Here is a 19,914-nt window from a genome sequence, read left to right as displayed (position 1 = left end):
AAAATTCAATATATTCAATGTGTTACGTTAAAAATACGCATCTCGCAAACGATTTCGCGCCATTGAAATTAATAGAAGTGTTTCGCCGGGCGGATAAAATCTTTGCTGAGGCGGATTAAAAGTAAATGCCAGCAAAAAGTTTTTTCAAAAAAATGCGGCGCTGCGCGACCGTACGCGGCGGAGCAAATGAAAATGGCGGAATTGGACAGGCAGCGGCGTTCCGTACTGCAAACACAAATCACAATACACGATGAAGAATCCGAAAAACGGAATGAAGCAGATAGAGTCAATGCGTCTGGCAAGAATTGAAATATGCCCCTACAATTCGGCTCGCATCGGTACCGACGGTTGCGCACTTTTCGACGCGCGACGACGGCAACGCTCCGCGCCATTACCGGATCAGTGATCAAAACAAGCAATGCCGGGTATTACGCCGACCGGTTGTCTGTCGCGTAGCGGGGCGAAATCCGAATATCGATGCGTTTGTGCGTCGCCATAGAGCGGCTTCCGACGATTACTCCGAACCGGGCCGGCCACCCGCAGGAACGCAGCCAGCAGCCATTCCAGAACAGGTGCACGATGCATCCATCGATCTCCGCATTGGGCGACGCCCATATCCTGATCGTCGACGATCAGCCCGACCAGCTTCGCTTGCTGATCGACATCCTGCGCGGCACCGGGTGCCGGATCAGCATCGCATCCGACGGGCTGCAGGCGTGCCAGCGCGCGCAGGCGCTCATGCCCGACCTGATCCTGATGGATGTCCGCATGCCGCGGATGGACGGTTTCACCGCGTGCCGGCTGCTTGTCGCCGATCCGCTGACGTGTGCGATTCCGGTGATCTTCCTGACCGTGGCCGGCGCCCTGCACGAACGCCTCGAGGGATTCGAAATCGGCTGCGTCGACTATGTGGTGAAGCCGTTCGAGCCCGCCGAAGTGCTCGCGCGGATTCGCGTGCAGCTCGCGCGGGAGAAGCGGGAGCGGCCCGTCGACCTGGACAGCCCGTTCGTGGCCGGCAAGGACGACGACATCATCGTGCGCGCGGCCATCCGCCACCTGGCACGGACGCTGAACGATCCGCCAACGGTGGAGCAGCTGGCCCGCGCGGTCGGCACCCATGAAAAGCGGCTGTCACGCGCGTTTCGCGACAATCTCGGCCAGACGGTGTTCGAGTACCTGCGGCACGAGCGGCTGCGGATCGCGCAGGATCTGCTGGATTCGACGTCGCTCAGCATTGCGAGCATCGCGAAGGAAATCGGTTTTTCCACGCCGGCGAATTTCGCGACCGCATTCCGCGAACGTTTCGGCCTCACGCCGACCGAGTGGCGACGCCAGCGCCAAGCCGGCGAACGCGCCGCGCGTCGGGAGCCGCAACGCGGCGCGTAGGACCATGCCGCACGTTTGCGATTACCAGTTGTATTTCGCGGTGGCCAGCACGGTCCGCTCGTTGCCGAACACGCAGACGGCGTACGACTGACAGCCACTGACATAGCTCCGGTCGAACAGGTTCGCGACGTTCAGCGCGAATCGCCAGTGCGGCATCTCGTAGTGCAGCGCCAGGTCGACCAGCGTCACGCTCGGCACGGTCAGCGAGTTGTCGGGCGCGCCGGCCGACGCGCTCTGGTAGCGCACGCCGCCGCCGATCCCGAGGCCCGACAGCGCTCCCGTGCGCCAGGTCCAGTCGGCCCACATCGACGCCATCTGCCGCGGCAGCGGCACCGACACCGGCCAGTTGTTCAGCGACGCGTCGTTCGCCTGCACGCTCTTGACGTCCTGATACACATACGACGCGACGACCGACAGCTCGCGGCTGACCTTGCCGACCGCGCTCAGTTCGATTCCGCGCGAGCGCACCTTGCCGGTCTGCACCGACGTCGTGCCGGTCGGGTCGAGACTCACCGGTGTCGGCGTCACGACGTTGGTCTGGTCGATCTGGTAGACGGCCGCACTCAGCATCAGGTTCTTGCCGGGCGGCTGCCAGCGCAGCCCGGCTTCCGTCTGCTTGCCGCGCGTCGGTTTAGGCAAGCCGCCGCCGAACATCCTGACGCCGATGACGGGATCGAACGACGTCGAATAGCTCACGTACGGCGACAGCCCGGCGTCGCCCTGATAGGTGAGCCCGACACGCCCGGAGAATGCACTGACGTCCTGCTGCGCCTGCGTGCCGGCCGTCCGGTCGTCGAACCGCGCATTGACGAAATCCTCGCGACCGCCGAGCGTCAGCGTCCAGCGCTTCCAGCGGATCTGGTCCTGCGCGTACACGCCGAACGCGTTCATCGCCGTGTACTGGTCGACGTGGCCGAGCGACGTCGGGCCGGAGAAAATCGCATCCGTGACGGGCCGATAGACGGGGTGGTACAAGTTGAGCGACGGCGCCAGCGCGAGCCACACGCTGTTGGTCGTCGTCTGCCGGTCATATTGCACACCGAGCAGCAGCGTATGTTCGACCGGCCCCGTGCCGAAGCGCGCCTGCGCATGGTTGTCGATATCGAGCCGGCTGTAGTTGAGCTGGAACAGCCCCGCGAACCGCATCATGTTGGTGGTGCTGCGGGGCATGTAGCCGTTACCGAACACGGTGGCGTCGTCGAGCGACAGGTGCGACCAGCGCACGTCCTGGTGCAGCGACCAGATCGCATTCACGCGATGCTCCAGCGCGTAGCCGAGCGACCACTGCTTCTTCCGGTAGTCGTTGAAACCTGGGTCGCCCATGTAGATGTCCTGCGACAGCCGGCCGTTCGGGTTCGGCAACACCGTGCCCGACGCGGGCAGGAAGTTCGACGAAATATCGCCGCTGTCCTGCAGGAACGTCGCCGAGAGCGTCAGTGACGTGTCGGCGTTCGGCCGCCAGCGGAACGACGGCGCCAGCGCGACGCGCCGGTCGCCGTTCGGGCCGGTGACCGCGTTGCCGTCGCGCGCCACGCCGACGAAGCGGTACGCATAGCGGCCGTCCGGATCGAGCGTATCGCCGACGTCGACCATGAATTGCTTGCGTGCGTCATTGCCGATCTGCACGCCGGCTTCGCGGACGCGCTCGCCGTCGGCAAGTTTCGTGTGTGCGTCGACGATCGCGCCGGGCTCGCCCGCGCCGTACAGCACCGACGTCGGCCCGCGCAGCACGGCGATCGAGTCGATCGTGTACGGGTCGACACGCCAGTTCGCGATGACGGCCGTATTCGGCGCGGCCACGCCGTCGACGTACAGCGTCGGCGTGAAGCCGCGCAGCGCCGCATACCAGTCGGTGCGGCTGTCGGCGCCGAACGTCGCGAATCCCGGCACGTAGCGCAGCGCCTGGTTCAGGTCGGTCGCGCCGGTCATCTCGATCTGCTGTGCGGTCACGAGATTGATCGTTTGCGGGATCTCGGCCACCGGCGTATCGGTCTTCGTGCCGGCCGTGGTGCGCAGCCCGACGAGCCCGCTCGACGTGCGGTCGGCCTTCCCTGTCACGTCGATCGTCGGCAGTACGGCCGCCGCCGCGCCGGACGGCGGCGTGGCGCCCGCGCCCGATGCCTGCGCGTGTGCGCCGCCCGTTGCCGCCACGACCAACGCGCTCCCGGCAGCGATCGCCCTCGCGCGTCGCGCCGTACCCGTCCCCGTTACCATCGTTCCTTGCTCCGTCGTGCTGGTGGCCGATTCGGCCTGATCGCGGCGCGACGCACCGTCGGCGTCGGCCCTGTGTTGTCTTCTTTGCGATGCGGGTTGCGCGCGAGTCGGCATGCACTGGCCCATGGCGTCGGTCGCGAGCGCAGCGATGATACCGGGCGAACGTGGCGAGGTCTTGAAAAAAGTGCGTCGACGTTCGGCGCGTGGAAGGTGGGCCGGCTCGGCATCGAGCCAGACGGTTGCCGCCGGGCAAGGCGGATGAAAGACCGGAGCGCTAGACTGCGTGCGCCACGGAAAGCGGTCGCGGGCTGCACGGCCCCGCGTGTCACCGGGATTCGTCGTGCTGCGCCGGCCATGCGGGTCCGGCGCCGCGATGTTGTCCTCCCCCAAGGTTCGGCTTCCGTGTTTGTCACGCCACCGCCACCACCGAGGACCGTATGCCCCGCCTGTCGACTCGACCGCTGTTCGCCGCGTTGCTCGCCGTGAGCGCACTCTTCTGCGCCGTGCCGCCGGCCCGCGCCTGCGACATCCCGGCGGCCGTCGCGACGATCGATCCGCCCGGCTACTACGACGACGCCGCCGGCTATGCGCGCGCGGTCAAGCCAATGCGCGATTTCATTTCGCGGCTCAATGCGTCGGCGGACCAGGGTGACTGGTCGTGCGCGGTGAGCCTGCTGGAAAGCTGGGCGCGGGCCAATGCGCTGATGGGCCCGATCTCCGGTTATCAGGGCGACTACGAGCGTTCATGGGCCGGCACCGACTTCGCGATGGTGATCCTGCGCATACCGCGCGACGTGCGCGAAGCAAACCGCGCACGGTTCGACGCGATCGACCCGTGGCTCGAACGCATCGCGATCGCCACCCGCGATGCGGAAGCGATCAACCATCTACACAACAACCTCGTGTACTGGGCCGGACTCGACCTGATCGCCATTGGTACCGTGACCGGCAACACGAGCCTCGTCGACTCGGGGCTGCTGCGGGTTCGCGAAGGCATCCGCGACATCGGCCCCGACGGTTCGCTTGCACGTGAAGTCAAACGCGGCAACCGCGCGCTGCACTATCACACGTTCGCGCTACTCCCGCTCGTGTTCGCGGCGGAACTCGTGCAGCGACGCCATATCGATCTCTATCGGGAAAGCGACGGCGCGATCGGCCGCCTGGCGAACCTCGTCATCAATGCGGTCGTCACTCCCGCCAGCTTCACGGCCATCACGCCGATCAAGCAGGACCTGTTTCCGTGGACGTTCCGCGATGAACTGAGCTGGGTCGAACCGTACTACGCGCGCTTTCATGACGCTCGCCTGCCGGCGATCATCGCATCGCGCCGCCCGTTCACCGAATGGCGGCTCGGCGGGGATGTGACGGCAGTCTGGGGCGCGCCGCTGCCGTAGAGAGTCGGTGAGTGAGCTGCCGCGCGAGCCGCTAGGCGCGCACGCGCCGCATCCTGAGCGTCGCCGACGGCGACTCGCCGAACGCCCGCTTGTACTCGATCGCGAACCGCCCGAGGTGCGCGAAGCCCCATTTCAGCGCGATATCCGTCACCGACGCGAGCCCCGGCGACGCGTCGGCCAGCAGCTCCTCGCGCACATGTTGCAGCCGCAACTGTCGCACGAAGCCCATCGGCGTGATGCCGTGACGATGACGAAAGCCGGCGAACAGCGTGCTCGGGCTGACGCCGGCGAGTTCGGCGAGCCGTTCGATCGTCAGCGGCTCGTCGAGATGCGCGCGGATGTACTCCTCGACGCGCCGCACGTAGAACGGCGCGAGCGCCACCGGCCGATGCCCCGTGCCGTTGCGCGCGCTGTTCGGGTGGCCATGCAGCAGCAGGTTGAGCAGCGTCGATTCGAGCTGCTCGAAGGCGAGCGGATGACGCAGCGGATGCGCATCCGTCACGATCGCGCCGGCGAGGATCGGCAGCATCTGCGCCAGACACGTCCCTTGCGACGACGACAGGCTGAATTCCGGCTCGAATTCCACCGGCGCGCGCCGGTCGTCGCCGAAATGCCGCTGCGCGTGGCGCTCCATCACTTCGCGCTCGATGCGCAGGATGACTTGCGGACACGCGTCGCCCCAGCGCATCTTCAGCGACAGCGTCGGCGAGATCAGCGACGCGGTGCCCGGCGACGACACGAAACGCGCCGAGCCGCACTCGATCTCCGCGTCGCCGCGCAACGGGATCTGCAACAGGAAGAAGTGCTCGAGCGGCCCGGGCTCGATGCTGACGCCACCGCCATAATCGAGCAGGTTCAACGACAGGTTGCCCCAGCGCGCATGATGCATGCAGCTGCGCAACGCGCGCGATTCGCCGGTCGGCGTGAGCCGGTGCGGCTTGAAGACGTCGGCGACGCGTGCGCGAACCTCGTCGACATCGTTCGACTGCAACAGCAGGTTGTCGTGATTGAAACAGGCCGTATCCGGCAGCCAGCCTGTTCCGGAAAATTGCGCCATCGATGTTCTCCCGTCATGCTCGATTGCACTCGCGCCGTGCATGCGTTCCCGGTAGGGGGCATCCGCCGCACGATCCGGATAGCGCCCGGAGTATCCGGACAGTCCGGCCGCCAAAGCACGCAAGTCCCGCGCAAACGACGCAAGAAGCGGACCGTTCGCGCATCGTAGAAACTGTGCGGGGCTTCCGCATCCGCACATACCCGCAGTCAGCCGCGCGCCTGCCCACGCGCGGCGGCCGGTGCAACAGGTTTCCGGAATTCGTGGATACCGGCCGAAGAAAGCGGATAGAAACGCCCATTTCGTCCGCCAATACTGGGCTTGTCGCAGCAATGAACTGAATGGAGGGACACATGCAAGGACGTCACATCGAGATCCCGTCGCCGGACGGCGGCACGTTTCGCGCATACCTGAGCACGCCGGCCGCCGGCAAGGGGCCCGGCATCGTGCTGTGCCACGAGATCTTCGGCGCGAATGCGACGATGCGGGAAGCGGCCGACTATTACGCGGAGGAAGGCTATACGGTGCTCGTGCCCGACCTGTTCTGGCGCCAGGCGCCGGGGATCGAACTCGGTTACACAGCCACCGATATGGAACGCGCGATGGCCCTTTACCGCGAATACGACGAGAACCAGGGCGTCGAGGATGTCGGCGCCGCGCTGAGCACACTCAAGACGCTGCCGGAATGCACGGGCGAAGCCGGCGTGCTCGGCTACTGCCTCGGCGGCAAGCTCGCGTATCTCGCCGCGTGCCGGCTGCCGGGCGTGGCCGCGGCGGTCAGCTACTACGGCGTGGGCATCGAGCAGGCGCTCGACGAGGCGTCGCACCTGCACGGCCGGCTCGTGCTGCAGATCGCCGGGCAGGACCGCTTCTGCCCGCCTGACGCACAGCAGCGCATTGCCGACACCCTCGCGGGGCGCGACGACGTCGAAGTGTATGTGTATCCGGGCGTCGATCACGCATTCGCGCGCGTCGGCGGCGAGCATTTCGACAAGGCCGCCGCAATCATGGCGCACCAGCGCGCGATCGCCGCTTTCCGTGCCGCGCTCGGCCCGCGCTACGACCTGTCCACACTGTGGGAAGCGCATCTCAAGCACGAATTCGACACACGCAACGTCGATGCAACGATGGCGACGATGGTTGCGCAACCGTACGTCAATCACATTCCGACGCTGACGGGCGGCGTCGGCTACGACGAGCTCAAGCGCTTCTACACGCATCATTTCGTGCATGCGAATCCGCCCGACACGACGATCACGCCGATCTCGCGCACGATCGGTGCGAGCCAGATCGTCGACGAGCTGCTGTTCTGCTTCACGCACACCACCGAGATCGACTGGATGCTGCCGGGCGTCGCACCGACCGGCAAGCGTGTGGAGATTCCGCTCATCGCGATCGTCAAGTTTCGCGGCGACAAGCTCTATCACGAACACATCTACTGGGATCAGGCGAGCGTGCTCGTGCAGATCGGCCTGCTCGATCCGGCCGGCCTGCCGGTCGCGGGCGTCGAAACGGCCCGCAAGCTGCTCGACGAAACCGTGCCGTCGAACGGCCTGATGCGCCGCTGGCAGGACAGCGAGCCGTCGTCGGGTGCGCATTGACGCGGACCTTCCCCCACACAACGATTCCCGGAGACACCCCATGACTGTTCTTGCTGGCAAAGTCGCGATCGTCACCGGCGGCGCCACGCTGATCGGCGCCGCGGTCGTGCAGGACCTGAACCGCGCCGGTGCGTGCGTCGCGATCCTCGATCTCGATGCCGAGAACGGCGCGCGCGTGGCCGATTCGCTCGGCGAACGAGCGATGTTCGTCGCGCTCGACATCACCGACGATCGCGCGATCGAGCGTACGGTAGCGGCCATCGTCGAGCGGTTCGGCGCGATCGACGTGCTCGTCAATCTCGCGTGCAGCTATGTCGACAACGGCATCCAGGCGACCCGCAACGACTGGCTCGCCGCGATGGACGTCAACGTCGTGTCGGCGGCGATGCTCGCGAAGGCCGTGCACCCGCACATGGTCCGGCGCGGCGGCGGCGCGATCGTGAACTTCAGCTCGATCTCGGCCCAGTGCGCGCAAACCGGCCGCTGGCTGTACCCGACGTCCAAGGCGGCGATCCGCCAGCTCACGCGCAGCATGGCGATGGATCTCGCGCCCGACCGCATTCGCGTCAACTCGGTGTCGCCGGGATGGACGTGGTCGCGCGTGATGGACGAGATGACGCATGGCGACCGTGCCAAGACCGATCGCGTCGCCGCGCCGTTCCACCTGCTCGGCCGGGTCGGCGATCCATCGGAAGTCGCACAGGTCGTGACGTTCCTGTGCAGCGACGCGGCGAGCTTCGTGACGGGCGCCGACTACGCGGTGGATGGCGGCTATGCCGCGATGGGCCCCGAACAGGCGGTGCCGGCCATTCCGCGTCTCGCGGAATGACCGCTGCCCGCCGCCGCTTTCCCCACCTCTTCGTACGGCCGGCATCCGGCCAACCCAGGACACACTCATGAGACGCATCGCCATCGTCGGCGCGGGCCAGTCCGGCCTGCAACTCGCCTTCGCCCTGCTCGACCAGGGCTACCACGTCACGCTCGCGACCAACCGCGACGCCGAACAGATCCGCACAGGCAAGGTCATGTCAAGCCAGTGCATGTTCCACACGTCATTGCAGATCGAGCGCGACCTCGGCCTGAACACCTGGGAGGAAGCGTGCCCGTCCGTCGAAGGAATCGGGATCGCGGTGCCGCATCCGGACGGCAACGGTCGCAAGGTGATCGACTGGTCGTCGCGGCTCACCCGCTATGCGCAGTCGGTCGACCAGCGCGTCAAAATGGCCGACTGGCTCGACGGCGTGCGGCGCCGGGGCGCGGACGTGCGCATTGCCGACATCGGCGTGCCCGAACTCGAGGAACTGGCGCGCAGCCACGACCTCGTGCTGCTCGCGGCCGGCAAGGGCGAGATCGTCAACCTGCTCGGCCGCGACGACGCGCGCAGCGCGTTCGACCGCCCGCAACGCGCGCTGGCCCTCACCTACGTGAAAGGGATGACGCCGAGCCAGCCGTATTCGCGGGTGCGCTTCAACCTGCTGCCCGGCATCGGCGAGTATTTCGTGTTCCCCGCGCTGACCACGACGGGCCCGTGCGAAATCATGGTGTTCGAAGGCATTCCCGGCGGCCCGCTCGACTGCTGGGCCGACGTGAAGACGCCCGAGCAACACCTGGACCGGAGCCTGTCGTTCCTGCAGCAATACGTGCCGTGGGAATTCGAACGCTGCCGCGACGTCGAGCTCACCGATCCGAACGGCACGCTGGCCGGGCGCTTCGCGCCGACGGTGCGCAAGCCGTTCTTTCGGTTGCCGTCGGGCCGCACGGTGTTCGGGATGGCCGATGCGGTGGTCGTCAACGATCCGATCACCGGCCAGGGATCGAACAACGCCGCAAAATGCGCGAAGGCGTATTTCGACGCGATCGTCGCACGCGATGCCGCACCGTTCGGCGAAGACTGGATGCAGCAGACGTTCGAAGGCTACTGGGCGTATGCGCAGCATGTCGTGCGCTGGACCAATTCGCTGCTCACACCACCGCCGCCGCACATCCTCGAACTGCTCGGCGCGGCCGGCCAGTTGCCGTCGCTCGCCGCGGCGATCGTCGATGGCTTCGACGATCCGCGCCGGTTCGCGCCGTGGTGGTTCGAGCCGTCGGCCTGCGCGGCAACGATCCGCGAACACGGCGCACGCGCGGAGTAACCGGCATGGAAACGACCGCTACCGATCGCCCGGCCCTCGACCCGATGCAGTTGCGCGCCGCGTTCGGGCAATTCCCGACCGGAGTGACCGTGATCACCACGTGCACGGCCGACGGACGCAAGGTGGGCCTCACCGCCAATTCGTTCTCGTCGCTGTCGCTCGATCCGCCGCTCGTGCTGTGGAGCCTGCGCAAGGTCGCGCCGAGCCGCCCGGATTTCGTCGCGGCCACCCATTTCGCGATCAACATCCTCGCGCACGACCAGATCGACCTGTCGCGCCGCTTCGCGACGCCCAGCGCCGACAAGTTCGACGGCGTGCTTCACGTCGACGCTGAGACTGGCGGCGTGCCCTGCCTCGACGGCGCAAGCGCGCGCTTCGTGTGTCGCAACGTCGGCCATTACGAAGGCGGCGATCACCTGCTGTTCATCGGCCAGATCGAACAGTTCGACGCGTTCGGCCATGCGCCGCTGGTGTTCCATGCCGGCCAGTATCGCGCGATCGCCGATCACCCCGATCTTTTTCGTGCCATTTGATTAGTTATACCAATAAATATCCAGAAGGTGGTGAATATGAAACTCGGCTCTCGCGTGCTCGTCGTCGCAGGCCTCACGATCGCCGGCATGGCGGCCAGCGCGCCGGCCGGCGCGACCGACCTGCCGGCGGTCAACCTCGGCATGACCAGCTTCCTCGACGGGATGCCGCCGGCCGGCTCCGGCTGGTACGGCACGCAGTACCTGCAGTACTACACGGCGGGCCGCGTCAACGACAATGCGGGCAACAAGGTCGGACTGCCGAAGCAGGACATCGACCTGTTCGCGGGGCTGAGCCAGCTCGTCTACCAGTCGCCGCTGACGTTCGCGGGCATGCATCCCGGACTCGACGTGATCCTGCCGTGGATCGCGTCCGCGCGAACCGACGACGGCATCGGCAACGTCGCGCTGAATGCGCGCGCCGGCTTCGGCGATCTGCTGATCGGCCCGTTCATCCAGTTCGATCCGGTGATGGGCGCGCAAGGCCCGCGCTTCGCGCAGCGTGTGGAGTTCCAGTTCATCGCGCCGACCGGCGCATACGACCCGTCGCGCGCGATCAATCCCGGCAGCCATTTCTGGTCGTTCGATCCGTACTGGGCGGCGACGCTCTGGCTCACCCCCAAGTGGACCGTGTCGTGGCGGCTGCATTATCTGTGGAACGCGACCAACCACCAGCCGGCCACGTCGCTTGGCCCGGACGTGACGTCGACGCAGGCCGGTCAGGCGGTTCACGCGAACTTCGCGACCGAGTATGAAGTGCGACCCGGCCTGCGGCTGGGGCTCAACGGCTACTGGCTGCGCCAGACCACCGACATGAAGGAAAACGGGCAGGACGTGCCGGGCACGCGGGAGGCCGTGTTTGCGATCGGCCCGGGGGCCATGTATAGCTTCTCGCCGCAGGATCACCTGATGTTCAACGCGTACTTCGAGACCTATGCGCGCAACCGGCCGCAGGGTACGCGGATGGTGCTGCGCTACGTGCATCACTTTCAGTGACGGCCTCGGCCGGGTGAACGGGCCCGATCGCAATCGTCGGATGTAATCGGGCTGCCGGCACCCACGCGCCTGTCCTATAGTTTTGGAGAAGACCACGCAGCCAATACGTCACGACCACGGAGGGTCCGCACCATGGCGACTTCAGCAACCGTCCGGTTCTGGTCGAACGTATCGCGGCGGCTGGCGCGCGGCATGGTTGCCGTCGCACCGGCTTTGGTGATCAGTCTCGCCGTTTCCGCGTGCGGCGGCGACAGCTCGCCGACCTCGAACACGCCCGCGTTCGCGAACGCGGCGCGCCCGCAGATCAACGCGCTGCTCGCGGACACGCTCACCCCCGGCGCGGTCGTCTATGTGCAGTCGCCGCAGGGCAACTGGCTCGAATCGTTCGGCACGGCGGTGCGCGGCACGAACACGCCGATCCCGACGAATGCGCACTTTCGCGTCGGCAGCGTGACGAAGACCTGGACTGGCACGGTGATTCTGCAACTGGTACAGGAAGGCCGGTTGAGCCTCGGCGACACCGTCAGCAAGTTCGTCCCGAACGTGCCCAACGGCAACACGATCACGATCGAACAGTTGCTGACCATGCGTAGCGGCCTCTACAACTATTCGACGAATCTCGCGTTCAACCAGACGCTCGATGCGCAGCCCGACAAGGTCTGGACCACGTCCGAGTTGCTGGGCATCGCCGAAGGCCAGCCCGTCTATTTCCCGCCCGGCACGGATTTTCGCTACTCGAATACGAACACGATACTGCTGGGGCTCATCATCGAGCAGCTGACCGGCATGAGCGCGGCCGATGCGATGAACGCGCGCCTGTTTGCGCCGCTCGGCCTGGCCAATACCCTGCTCCCGCCGCAGCAGGACACGTCGCTGCCGGCGCCGGCGCCGCAGGGCTATCAATGGGGCACCAATGCCGAGACGACCGACAGCGATGCGCTGTCGCCCCAGCGCCAGGCTGACGCGAAAAGCGGCGCGCTGCAGCCGACGAACGTGACCGGCGTCAATACGTCGTGGGCGTGGACGGCCGGCTCCGGCATTTCAACCGTGACGGAACTGGCCGCCTACGTGCAGCGGATGGTCGGCGGCGGCTACCTGAACGCCGACCTGCAGGCGCAACGGCTCGCCAGTTGCACGCCGGTCGATCCGACCGACCCGATGTCGGCGAGCTACTGCCTGGGCCTGGCCAAGTTCGGCACGTTCTACGGACATACCGGCGAAATACCGGGCTTCAACACCTTCATGGGCTACGACCCGGTCACGAAAACGACGATCGTCACGTGGTCGAACACGGCTGCCGCGCCCGACGGACGCGCACCTGCCAACGAAATCGCGCGGATCATCATGGGCGAACTCAGCAACGCGGCCGAAATACCGGACGAAGGCCGGCCGTGATGCGGTGAAGGGGAACGTCGCGACCGGGGATGAAGTGCGTTGTGGTCTGCAGCGGCGACCGCGGCTCAGCGGCGACTGCCGGCGGCAGGCCATCGACATGAAGGACGACGCTCAGGCCCCGCCCCTCGGCGCACGGCATCGCACGCGACCGCCAGGAAGCCAGGCATCCTGACAGCGCCGCGTCATTCACCGGCCGACATCGCCCGCCACAAGATGGCGAACAGTTCGTCGAACTGCGCGGTCAGCGGCCGCGTCTCGCCCCGCATCAGGTGCATCACCATCACGCGCCCCAGCACGCCCATGAACACGTCCAGCAGCACCTTGCTGGATACCTTGTCGTTCAACGTGCCGCGTGCCTGGCCGTCCTTGAAAACGCCGAGGAAGGCTTCCATCAGCTCCCGGCTCTCATAGATGCCGATGTTCTTGTACCGCGACATGGGCATGGTCGTGAACATCATCAGCATCACCGAAGGATGCTTGTCCATGTAGTCCAGCGTGACCCAGCAGGTCTTGCGCAGGCGCTCGCGCACGTCGTCGATGCCCTGCAGGTGATCGATCATGCGCTCGGCCAGCCGGCCCAGCATCACGTCGAGCATCGCGCAAACCAGCACCTCCTTGCTGCCGAAGTACTTGTAGATGGTTTGCAGCGACACGTTGGCCGCGCGGGCCACGTCGGCCAGGCCCACCTCATGGAAATCGCGCCCGGAAAACAGCTCCAGCACGGCCTTCTCGATCCGGGCCAGCGTGTGACCGCGCATCCGCATCAGCAGCGCGCGACGCTCCTCGGGCTTGAGTGCATCGGGCGCCGCTTGCGCGTCAATGGATGGGTGTCTTTCCTTCATGGAAAGGCATGTTACCAAATTATCTCAAAATGGAAATAAGCCCTCCCGTTGCCTTGCCTTTCAACGCTCGCGTTACCAGAATGGCTCGCGCTGGATGCAGGTTTTTCATCGATTCCGCGTCGCATCAGGCATACGGAAACGGTAATCAGGATTACCGACAAGAGCGACCCGCCCGGGAAAACCCGGATCGCAATCACCCGACGAGCACACACCATGGCTATTCAAAATTTCGCCCCGAGCTGGATGACCCATGAGCACCAGATGCTGTTCGATACGGCCAACCGTTTCTTCAAGGAGCAGTGGGTTCCGAGGGACGAAGCCTGGCGCCAGGCCGGCATGATGGACCGGCACGCGTGGGAAGAAGCCGGGGCCAACGGCTTCCTGTGTGCGTCCATGCCCGAGGCGTACGGCGGCGCGGGCGGCGACTTCGGGCACGAGGCCGCGCTGATCCTTGCCCAGGGCGCGGCGGGAATCGGCGGCTTCGGCGGCTCGCTGCACTCGGGCATCGTCGCCCCCTACATCCTGCGCCACGGCACCGAAGCGCAAAAGCAACGCTGGTTGTCGCGCCTCGCCACGGGCGAGCTGATCGGCGCGATCGCGATGACCGAACCCGGCACGGGGTCGGACCTGCAGGCGGTGCGCACCACCGCCGCCCGGGAGGGCGACCACTACCGCATCAACGGCAGCAAGACCTTCATCACCAATGGCCAGCTTGCCAATCTGGTCATCGTGGTCTGCAAGACCAGCAAGGACGAAGGCGCGCAAGGCATGTCGCTGCTCGTGATCGAGACGGACCACGCGCCGGGCTTCAGGCGCGGGCGCAACCTCGACAAGCTCGGGATGGATGCGCAGGACACCTCGGAACTGTTCTTCGACGATGTGCGGGTGCCCGTCGACCACCTGCTGGGCGGGAACGAAGGCATGGGCTTCATCCAGCTCATGCAGGAGCTGCCGCAGGAGCGGCTGATCGTCGCCGTGGCAGGCATTGCGGCGATGGAGCTGGCCATGCAGGAAACGCTGGCCTATACCAAGGAACGGCAGGCGTTCGGCAAGCCGATCTTCTCGTTTCAGAACACACGTTTCAAACTGGCCGAATGCCAGGCGCTGCTGATGGCGTCGCGTGCGCTCGTGGATGCGGCCATCGTCGCGCATCTCAACGGCGAGCTGGGCGTGGACCGCGCGGCGCTCATCAAGTACTGGGTCACCGACAACCAGTGCAAGCTGATCGACGAATGCCTGCAGTTCTTCGGCGGCTACGGCTACATGAAGGAATACCCGATCGCCCGCCTGTACGCCGACGCGCGCGTGCAGCGCATCTACGGCGGGACCAACGAAATCATGAAGGAACTGGCTTCGCGCTACCTGTAAGCGCCGGCGCGCCTTCACCCCACCCATCCATCAGGGAATGTTCCTCATGAGCGAAGCCTATATTTTCGATGCCGTGCGCACGCCGCGCGGCAAGGGCAAGAAAGACGGCAGCCTGCACCAGGCCACCCCCGTATGGCTGCTGCGCACGCTGCTGCAGGCGCTGCAAGCGCGCAGCCGGCTCGACACCGCAAGGGTGGACGACGTCGTGCTCGGCTGCGTGACGCCGGTGGGCGAGCAAGGCGCGGACATCGCCCGCACCGCCGTGCTCGACGCGGGCTGGGCGCAAAGCGTGGCGGGCGTGACGCTGTCGCGCTTCTGCGCGTCGGGGCTGGAAGCCGCCAACCTCGCCGCGGCCAAGATCATGTCGGGAATGGAGGACATGGTGGTGGCCGGCGGCGTCGAATCCATGAGCCGCTGGGCGATGGGCAGCGACGGCGGCGCGTGGGTGATGGATCCGCGCGTCAACAGCGTCACGGGCTTCATTCCGCAGGGCATCAGCGCCGACCTCGTCGCCACGCTCGAAGGCTTCGACCGCAGCGATCTCGATGCGTATGCCGCCGAGTCGCATCGCCGTGCGGCGCACGCGCAGGCGCAAGGTTACTTCGCCCGCTCGATCGTCCCGGTGACGGATCTCAATGGCCGGCTCCTGCTGGATCGGGACGAGACGATTCGCCCGGGCTCCTCCGTCGAATCGCTCGCGCAGATCGGCGCCGCGTTTGAAACGATGGGCGCGATGGGCTTCGACGCCACCGCGCTGGACAAATACACCACCATCGAAAAAATCCATCACCACCACCATGCCGGCAATTCGTCCGGGATCGTCGACGGCGCGGCACTGCTGCTGATGGGCAGCCGGGCCGCAGGCGAGCAGGCGGGGCTCAAGCCGCGCGCCCGGGTGCGCGCGTTCGCGGTCACGGGCAGCGAGCCCACGATCATGCTCACCGGCCCCACGCCCGCCGTGTGCAAGGCGCTGGCCAAGGCGGGCATGGCGGCCTCGGACATCGACCTGTGGGAGATCAACGAAGCGTTCGCCACCGTGCCGATGAAGACGGCGCGCGATCTCGGCGTGCCGCTCGAGCGCGTGAACGTCAACGGCGGTTCGATCGCGATGGGCCACCCGCTGGGCGCGACGGGCGCCATCCTTCTCGGCACCGCGCTGGACGAACTGGAGCGCACCGGCCAATCCACCGCGCTGGCCACCCTGTGCGTCGGCGCCGGCATGGGTATCGCCGCCATCATCGAACGCGTTTGAAGAGGGCTCGACACATGACCACCTACACCACCCTCTCGTTCGATGTGGACGCCAACGGTATCGGCCTGGCCACCCTCGACCAGCCCGGCCGCGCGATGAACGTGCTCGCCCCGGCGCTGATGGAAGAATTCACGCGCGTCATTGGGCACGTGACACAGGACGCCGGAATCAAGGGCCTCGTGATCACGTCCGGCAAGCCGAGCTTCATCGCCGGGGCCGACATCGACCAGCTCAGCCGGATCACGTCCGCCGAGCAGGCCTTCCAGTTGAGCGAACAGCTCAAGGCGCTGCTGCGCCGCATGGAGACATGCGGCAAGCCCGTGGTGGCCGCGCTCAACGGCACCGCGCTCGGCGGCGGACTGGAACTGGCGCTGGCCTGCCATGCGCGCTTTGCGATCGACGATCCCAAGGCAAAGATCGGCCTGCCTGAAGTCAAGCTGGGCCTGTTGCCCGGCGGCGGCGGGACGCAACGCCTGCCGCGCATGATCGGCATCCAGAAAAGCTTCGAGCTGATCACCCAGGGCACCGAGTTGAGTCCGGCCAAGGCGCTGGGTCTCGGCCTGCTGAACGAGCTGGCCGTCACGCGCGAGGAACTGCTGCACAAGGCCCATGCGTGGTGCCTGGCCCACCCCGCGCCCGTGCAGCCGTGGGACACCAAGGGTTTTCGCATGCCCGGCGGCGACAGCAAGAGTCCCGCCGTCGTGCAAATGCTGGCCATCGCGCCTTCCATCGCCAATGCGAAGGCGCATGGCAACTACCCGGCCCTGACTCACATCATGAGCTGCCTGTTCGAGGGCGGCCTGCTCGACTTCGACGCCGGCTCGCAGGTGGAGTCGCGCTACTTCGCCGCCTGCGTGATGTCGCAGGTCAGCCGGAACCTGATCGGCACGCTGTGGTACCAGCTCAATGCGATCAAGAAGGGGCAGTCGCGCCCCGCCGGCGTGCCGTCGGGCAAGGTGAGGAAGGTGGGCATCCTCGGCGCGGGGATGATGGGGGCCGGCATTGCGTACGTGTCGGCCAAGGCGGGCATCGACGTGGTGCTGCTCGACACCACGCAGGAGAACGCCGAGAAGGGCAAAGCGTATTCGGCAGGATTACTTGACAACGCGCTGGCGCGCGGCAAGACCACGCAGGACAAGCGCGACGCCCTGCTCGCGCGCATCCTGCCCACCACGCGCTACGACGACCTGCAGGGCTGCGACCTGGTGGTCGAGGCCGTGTTCGAGGACCGCGCGATCAAGGCCGACTGCACGACGCTGGCCGAGGCCGTCATCGGCGAGGACGCGGTGTTCGCGTCCAATACGTCCACGCTGCCGATCACGGGGCTGGCACGCGTGAGCCGCCGTCCGGCCCACTTCATCGGCCTGCACTTCTTCTCGCCCGTGGACAAGATGCCGCTGGTCGAGATCATCGTGGGCGAGAAAACCTCGGACGAGACACTCGCGCGCGGCTTCGATTACGTGCTGCAGATCGGCAAGACGCCCATCGTCGTGAACGACAGCCGGGGCTTCTACACGTCGCGCGTGTTCGCCACCTATGTGATGGAGGGCATGGCGATGCTGGCCGAAGGCGTGCATCCGCGTTCCATCGAAGTGGCCGGCCTCAAGGCAGGCATGCCCATGCCGCCGCTGGCGCTGCAGGACGAAGTCTCGCTCGGCCTGTCGTTGCACGTGACGGACCAGACCCGCCGCGACCTGGAGGCCGAAGGCAAGGCGTACCCGCCGCATCCCGCCGAGGCCGTGCTGCGCAAGGTGGGCCGCGACCTGGGCCGCGTCGGCAAGAAAGCGGGCAAAGGCTTCTACGATTACCAGGGCAAGGAAAAGTCGTTGTGGCCCGAGCTCACCGCGCTCTACCCGCCGCGCGCCGACCAGCCCGCGCAGCAGGAGCTGGTGGATCGCCTGATGTTCATCCAGGCGAACGAGGCCGCGCGCTGCTTCGAGGAAAACGTGGTGCGCTCGGTGGCCGATACCAACGTCGGCTCGATCTTCGGCTGGGGCTTTGCGCCACACCACGGCGGGGCCTTGCAGTTCATCAATGCGATGGGCGCGCAGCGCTTCGTGCAGCGTGCGCGCGAACTGGCGGCGCAGTATGGCGCGCGTTTCGAGCCCGCCGCGATCGTGGTCGAGCTGGCCCGTGCCGGCGGGAGGTTCGAGGATGCATGACGCAGCGCGCGCCGGCGGCGCATTGCCTCCGTTGCTGTCCGGCCTGCGGGTGCTCGATCTCTCGCGCAACCTGCCCGGCCCGTTTGCGACCCGCATGCTGGCCGATCTGGGCGCGAGCGTCATCAAGGTGGAGCCGCCCGAGGGCGACCCGACGCGCCCGCTGGCGGGGCTGTTCGACGCCCTCAACCACGGCAAGGAATGCCGCACCGTCGACTTTCGGCGTGACGCGGACCTGGATCGACTGCGCACGTGGACGAAGGAGGCCGACGTGCTGCTCGACAGCTTCCGCCCCGGCGTATTGCAAAGCCTGGGGTTGGACCGTGCCGCCCTGCATGCGATCAATCCTCGCCTGACCATGGCGTCCATCACCGGCTACGGGCAAAGCGGCCGCTGGGCGTGCAAGGCCGGGCATGACATCAACTTCATGGCGATGTCGGGCGTGCTCGACCAGATGCGCGCTCCCACGGGCGAACTGGCTCAACCCAACGTGCAATGGGGCGACCTCGCAGGCGGGAGCGCGATGGCCTGCATCGCCGTGCTGTCGGGCGTGTTCGACGCGCAGAGAACGGGACGGGGCAGGCACCTGGACGTGAGCATGACCCACGGACTGCACGCGCAGCTCGTGATGCCGCGCGCCACCGGCGCCATGCTGGCGGCGGCGCTGGGCCGCCGCCCCGGTGCGGGCGAGGATCTGCTCAATGGCGCATTGCCTTGCTACGGCCTGTACGCGACGCGGGACGGTCGCCACCTCGCGGTCGGCGCGCTCGAACACAAGTTCTGGAAGGCGGCATGTGACGTGTTCGACCGTCCCGACTGGGCGGCACGCCACTGGCAGCGCGGGCAACTGCCCGGCTCTAGCGACTGCGCAGCCCTGCGCGCCGAAGTCGAACGCCTGATCGCGTCGCAGCCGCTGGCGGTCTGGAGCGAACGGTTTGCGTCGGCGGATGCCTGCGTGACGCCCGTTCTCACGCTGGAGGAGGCTCACGCACATCCTCTTTTCGCGGATCACGCACGGCTGCAGCCGTGGGCCGAGATCGGGGCTTGAGGGGCCGGCGAAGGAACCACGAGACACGCACGACCGCGCGCCCCTCCTCCGCTCACGCGTCGCGAACCTCTTCGTCGATCCGCAGCAGCCGGCCGGCGTTCGCAATCACGACGAACGTGCCGACGTTGTGCAGGATCGCCGCCCACACCGCGCCGAGCATCCCGGTCGCGGCGAGCGCGATCACCGCGAGCGTCCACGCGAGGCCGATCGCCGCATTGGTCGTCGCCGTGTGCCGGCATTGGCGGCCGAGGCGGATGCAGGTCGGTATCCGCTTCAGGTCGTCGCCCAGCAGCACGACATCCGCCGATGCAATCGCGATGTCGACGCCGCGCTCGCCCATCGCGATGCTCGTCGAGCCGGCCTTGATCGCCAGCACGTCGTTCAGCCCGTCGCCGACGACGAGCGGATGCAGGCCCGCGCCGATCTCGCGCATCACGTAATCGAGCTTGTCGTGCGGCAGCGCCTGTGCGACCACCGTCTCGATGCCGGTCTCGGCCGCGACCTTGCCGGCGACGCGCTCGAGGTCGCCCGTCAGCAGCA

The 19,914-nt window shown here is 66.7% G+C and carries 15 protein-coding genes and 1 pseudogene; 12 read left to right on the top strand and 4 right to left on the bottom strand.

Going from position 1 to position 19,914, the window contains the following annotated elements; translation table 11 throughout:
* Window positions 1–579 precede the first annotated feature (579 nt).
* Window positions 580–1,386 carry a response regulator gene (locus G3N99_RS00460; RefSeq protein ID WP_206121316.1) on the top strand — a complete coding sequence of 269 codons (807 nt, stop codon included), beginning with the start codon at window positions 580–582 and terminating at the stop codon, window positions 1,384–1,386.
* A 21-nt stretch (window positions 1,387–1,407) separates the two neighbouring features.
* Here G3N99_RS00460 and G3N99_RS00455 read toward each other — a convergent pair whose 3' ends face one another.
* Window positions 1,408–3,600 (bottom strand): TonB-dependent siderophore receptor, encoded by a 2,193-nt coding sequence (locus G3N99_RS00455; protein WP_206121315.1) that lies wholly within the window; start codon window positions 3,598–3,600, stop codon window positions 1,408–1,410.
* Window positions 3,601–4,037: 437 nt separating this feature from the next.
* Here G3N99_RS00455 and G3N99_RS00450 point away from each other — a divergent pair, with 437 nt between their 5' ends.
* On the top strand, window positions 4,038–4,994 hold the full coding sequence (locus tag G3N99_RS00450) for a mannuronate-specific alginate lyase (protein WP_174933047.1): 957 nt from the start codon (window positions 4,038–4,040) through the stop codon (window positions 4,992–4,994).
* A gap of 31 nt (window positions 4,995–5,025) precedes the next feature.
* On the opposite strand, the gene G3N99_RS00445 is transcribed toward G3N99_RS00450, so the two are convergent.
* Complete coding sequence (locus G3N99_RS00445) at window positions 5,026–6,051, bottom strand: AraC family transcriptional regulator (RefSeq protein WP_206121314.1); 1,026 nt, start codon at window positions 6,049–6,051, stop codon at window positions 5,026–5,028.
* Between the two features lie 350 nt (window positions 6,052–6,401).
* Between G3N99_RS00445 and G3N99_RS00440 the strand changes: the two genes are divergently transcribed.
* The 6 genes from G3N99_RS00440 (at window position 6,402) to G3N99_RS00415 (ending at window position 12,705) form a co-directional block, all read left to right on the top strand.
* The gene (locus tag G3N99_RS00440; RefSeq protein ID WP_206121313.1) at window positions 6,402–7,649 is read left to right on the top strand and encodes a dienelactone hydrolase family protein; all 1,248 of its coding nucleotides are present in this window, start codon (window positions 6,402–6,404) and stop codon (window positions 7,647–7,649) included.
* A gap of 40 nt (window positions 7,650–7,689) precedes the next feature.
* A complete protein-coding gene (locus tag G3N99_RS00435; protein WP_206121312.1) occupies window positions 7,690–8,478 on the top strand; it encodes an SDR family oxidoreductase in 789 nt (262 codons plus the stop codon).
* A 67-nt stretch (window positions 8,479–8,545) separates the two neighbouring features.
* Complete coding sequence (locus G3N99_RS00430) at window positions 8,546–9,784, top strand: styrene monooxygenase/indole monooxygenase family protein (RefSeq protein ID WP_174933054.1); 1,239 nt, start codon at window positions 8,546–8,548, stop codon at window positions 9,782–9,784.
* A gap of 5 nt (window positions 9,785–9,789) precedes the next feature.
* Window positions 9,790–10,317 carry a flavin reductase family protein gene (locus tag G3N99_RS00425; RefSeq protein ID WP_206121311.1) on the top strand — a complete coding sequence of 176 codons (528 nt, stop codon included), beginning with the start codon at window positions 9,790–9,792 and terminating at the stop codon, window positions 10,315–10,317.
* Window positions 10,318–10,353: 36 nt separating this feature from the next.
* Window positions 10,354–11,310, top strand: coding sequence for a transporter (locus G3N99_RS00420; RefSeq protein ID WP_174986372.1), 957 nt, complete (start codon window positions 10,354–10,356; stop codon window positions 11,308–11,310).
* 132 nt (window positions 11,311–11,442) lie between these two features.
* Window positions 11,443–12,705 carry a serine hydrolase domain-containing protein gene (locus G3N99_RS00415; protein WP_206121310.1) on the top strand — a complete coding sequence of 421 codons (1,263 nt, stop codon included), beginning with the start codon at window positions 11,443–11,445 and terminating at the stop codon, window positions 12,703–12,705.
* 182 nt (window positions 12,706–12,887) lie between these two features.
* On the opposite strand, the gene G3N99_RS00410 is transcribed toward G3N99_RS00415, so the two are convergent.
* Complete coding sequence (locus tag G3N99_RS00410) at window positions 12,888–13,547, bottom strand: TetR/AcrR family transcriptional regulator (RefSeq protein ID WP_174940579.1); 660 nt, start codon at window positions 13,545–13,547, stop codon at window positions 12,888–12,890.
* 213 nt (window positions 13,548–13,760) lie between these two features.
* Between G3N99_RS00410 and G3N99_RS00405 the strand changes: the two genes are divergently transcribed.
* From G3N99_RS00405 to G3N99_RS00390, 4 genes are read left to right on the top strand one after another with little or no spacing between them, the layout of a single operon-like run.
* Window positions 13,761–14,915 (top strand): acyl-CoA dehydrogenase family protein, encoded by a 1,155-nt coding sequence (locus G3N99_RS00405; RefSeq protein WP_206121354.1) that lies wholly within the window; start codon window positions 13,761–13,763, stop codon window positions 14,913–14,915.
* Window positions 14,916–14,961: 46 nt separating this feature from the next.
* Window positions 14,962–16,167 carry an acetyl-CoA C-acetyltransferase gene (locus tag G3N99_RS00400; RefSeq protein WP_206121309.1) on the top strand — a complete coding sequence of 402 codons (1,206 nt, stop codon included), beginning with the start codon at window positions 14,962–14,964 and terminating at the stop codon, window positions 16,165–16,167.
* Between the two features lie 14 nt (window positions 16,168–16,181).
* Window positions 16,182–18,329, top strand: a complete 2,148-nt coding sequence (locus G3N99_RS00395) for a 3-hydroxyacyl-CoA dehydrogenase NAD-binding domain-containing protein (protein ID WP_206121308.1) — start codon at window positions 16,182–16,184, stop codon at window positions 18,327–18,329.
* Window positions 18,322–19,374 (top strand): CaiB/BaiF CoA-transferase family protein, encoded by a 1,053-nt coding sequence (locus G3N99_RS00390; protein WP_206121307.1) that lies wholly within the window; start codon window positions 18,322–18,324, stop codon window positions 19,372–19,374. Before G3N99_RS00395 ends, G3N99_RS00390 begins: the two co-directional genes overlap by 8 nt.
* Before the next feature lie 52 nt (window positions 19,375–19,426).
* Here the strand turns inward: G3N99_RS00390 and G3N99_RS00385 are convergent.
* Window positions 19,427–19,914, bottom strand: a pseudogene (locus G3N99_RS00385) (cation-transporting P-type ATPase); the annotation flags it as partial.

Source organism: Burkholderia sp. Ac-20392 (assembly GCF_017104585.1).
Taxonomy (GTDB): Bacteria; Pseudomonadota; Gammaproteobacteria; order Burkholderiales; family Burkholderiaceae; genus Burkholderia; species Burkholderia lata.
This window is presented reverse-complemented; position numbering and strand designations above follow the sequence as displayed.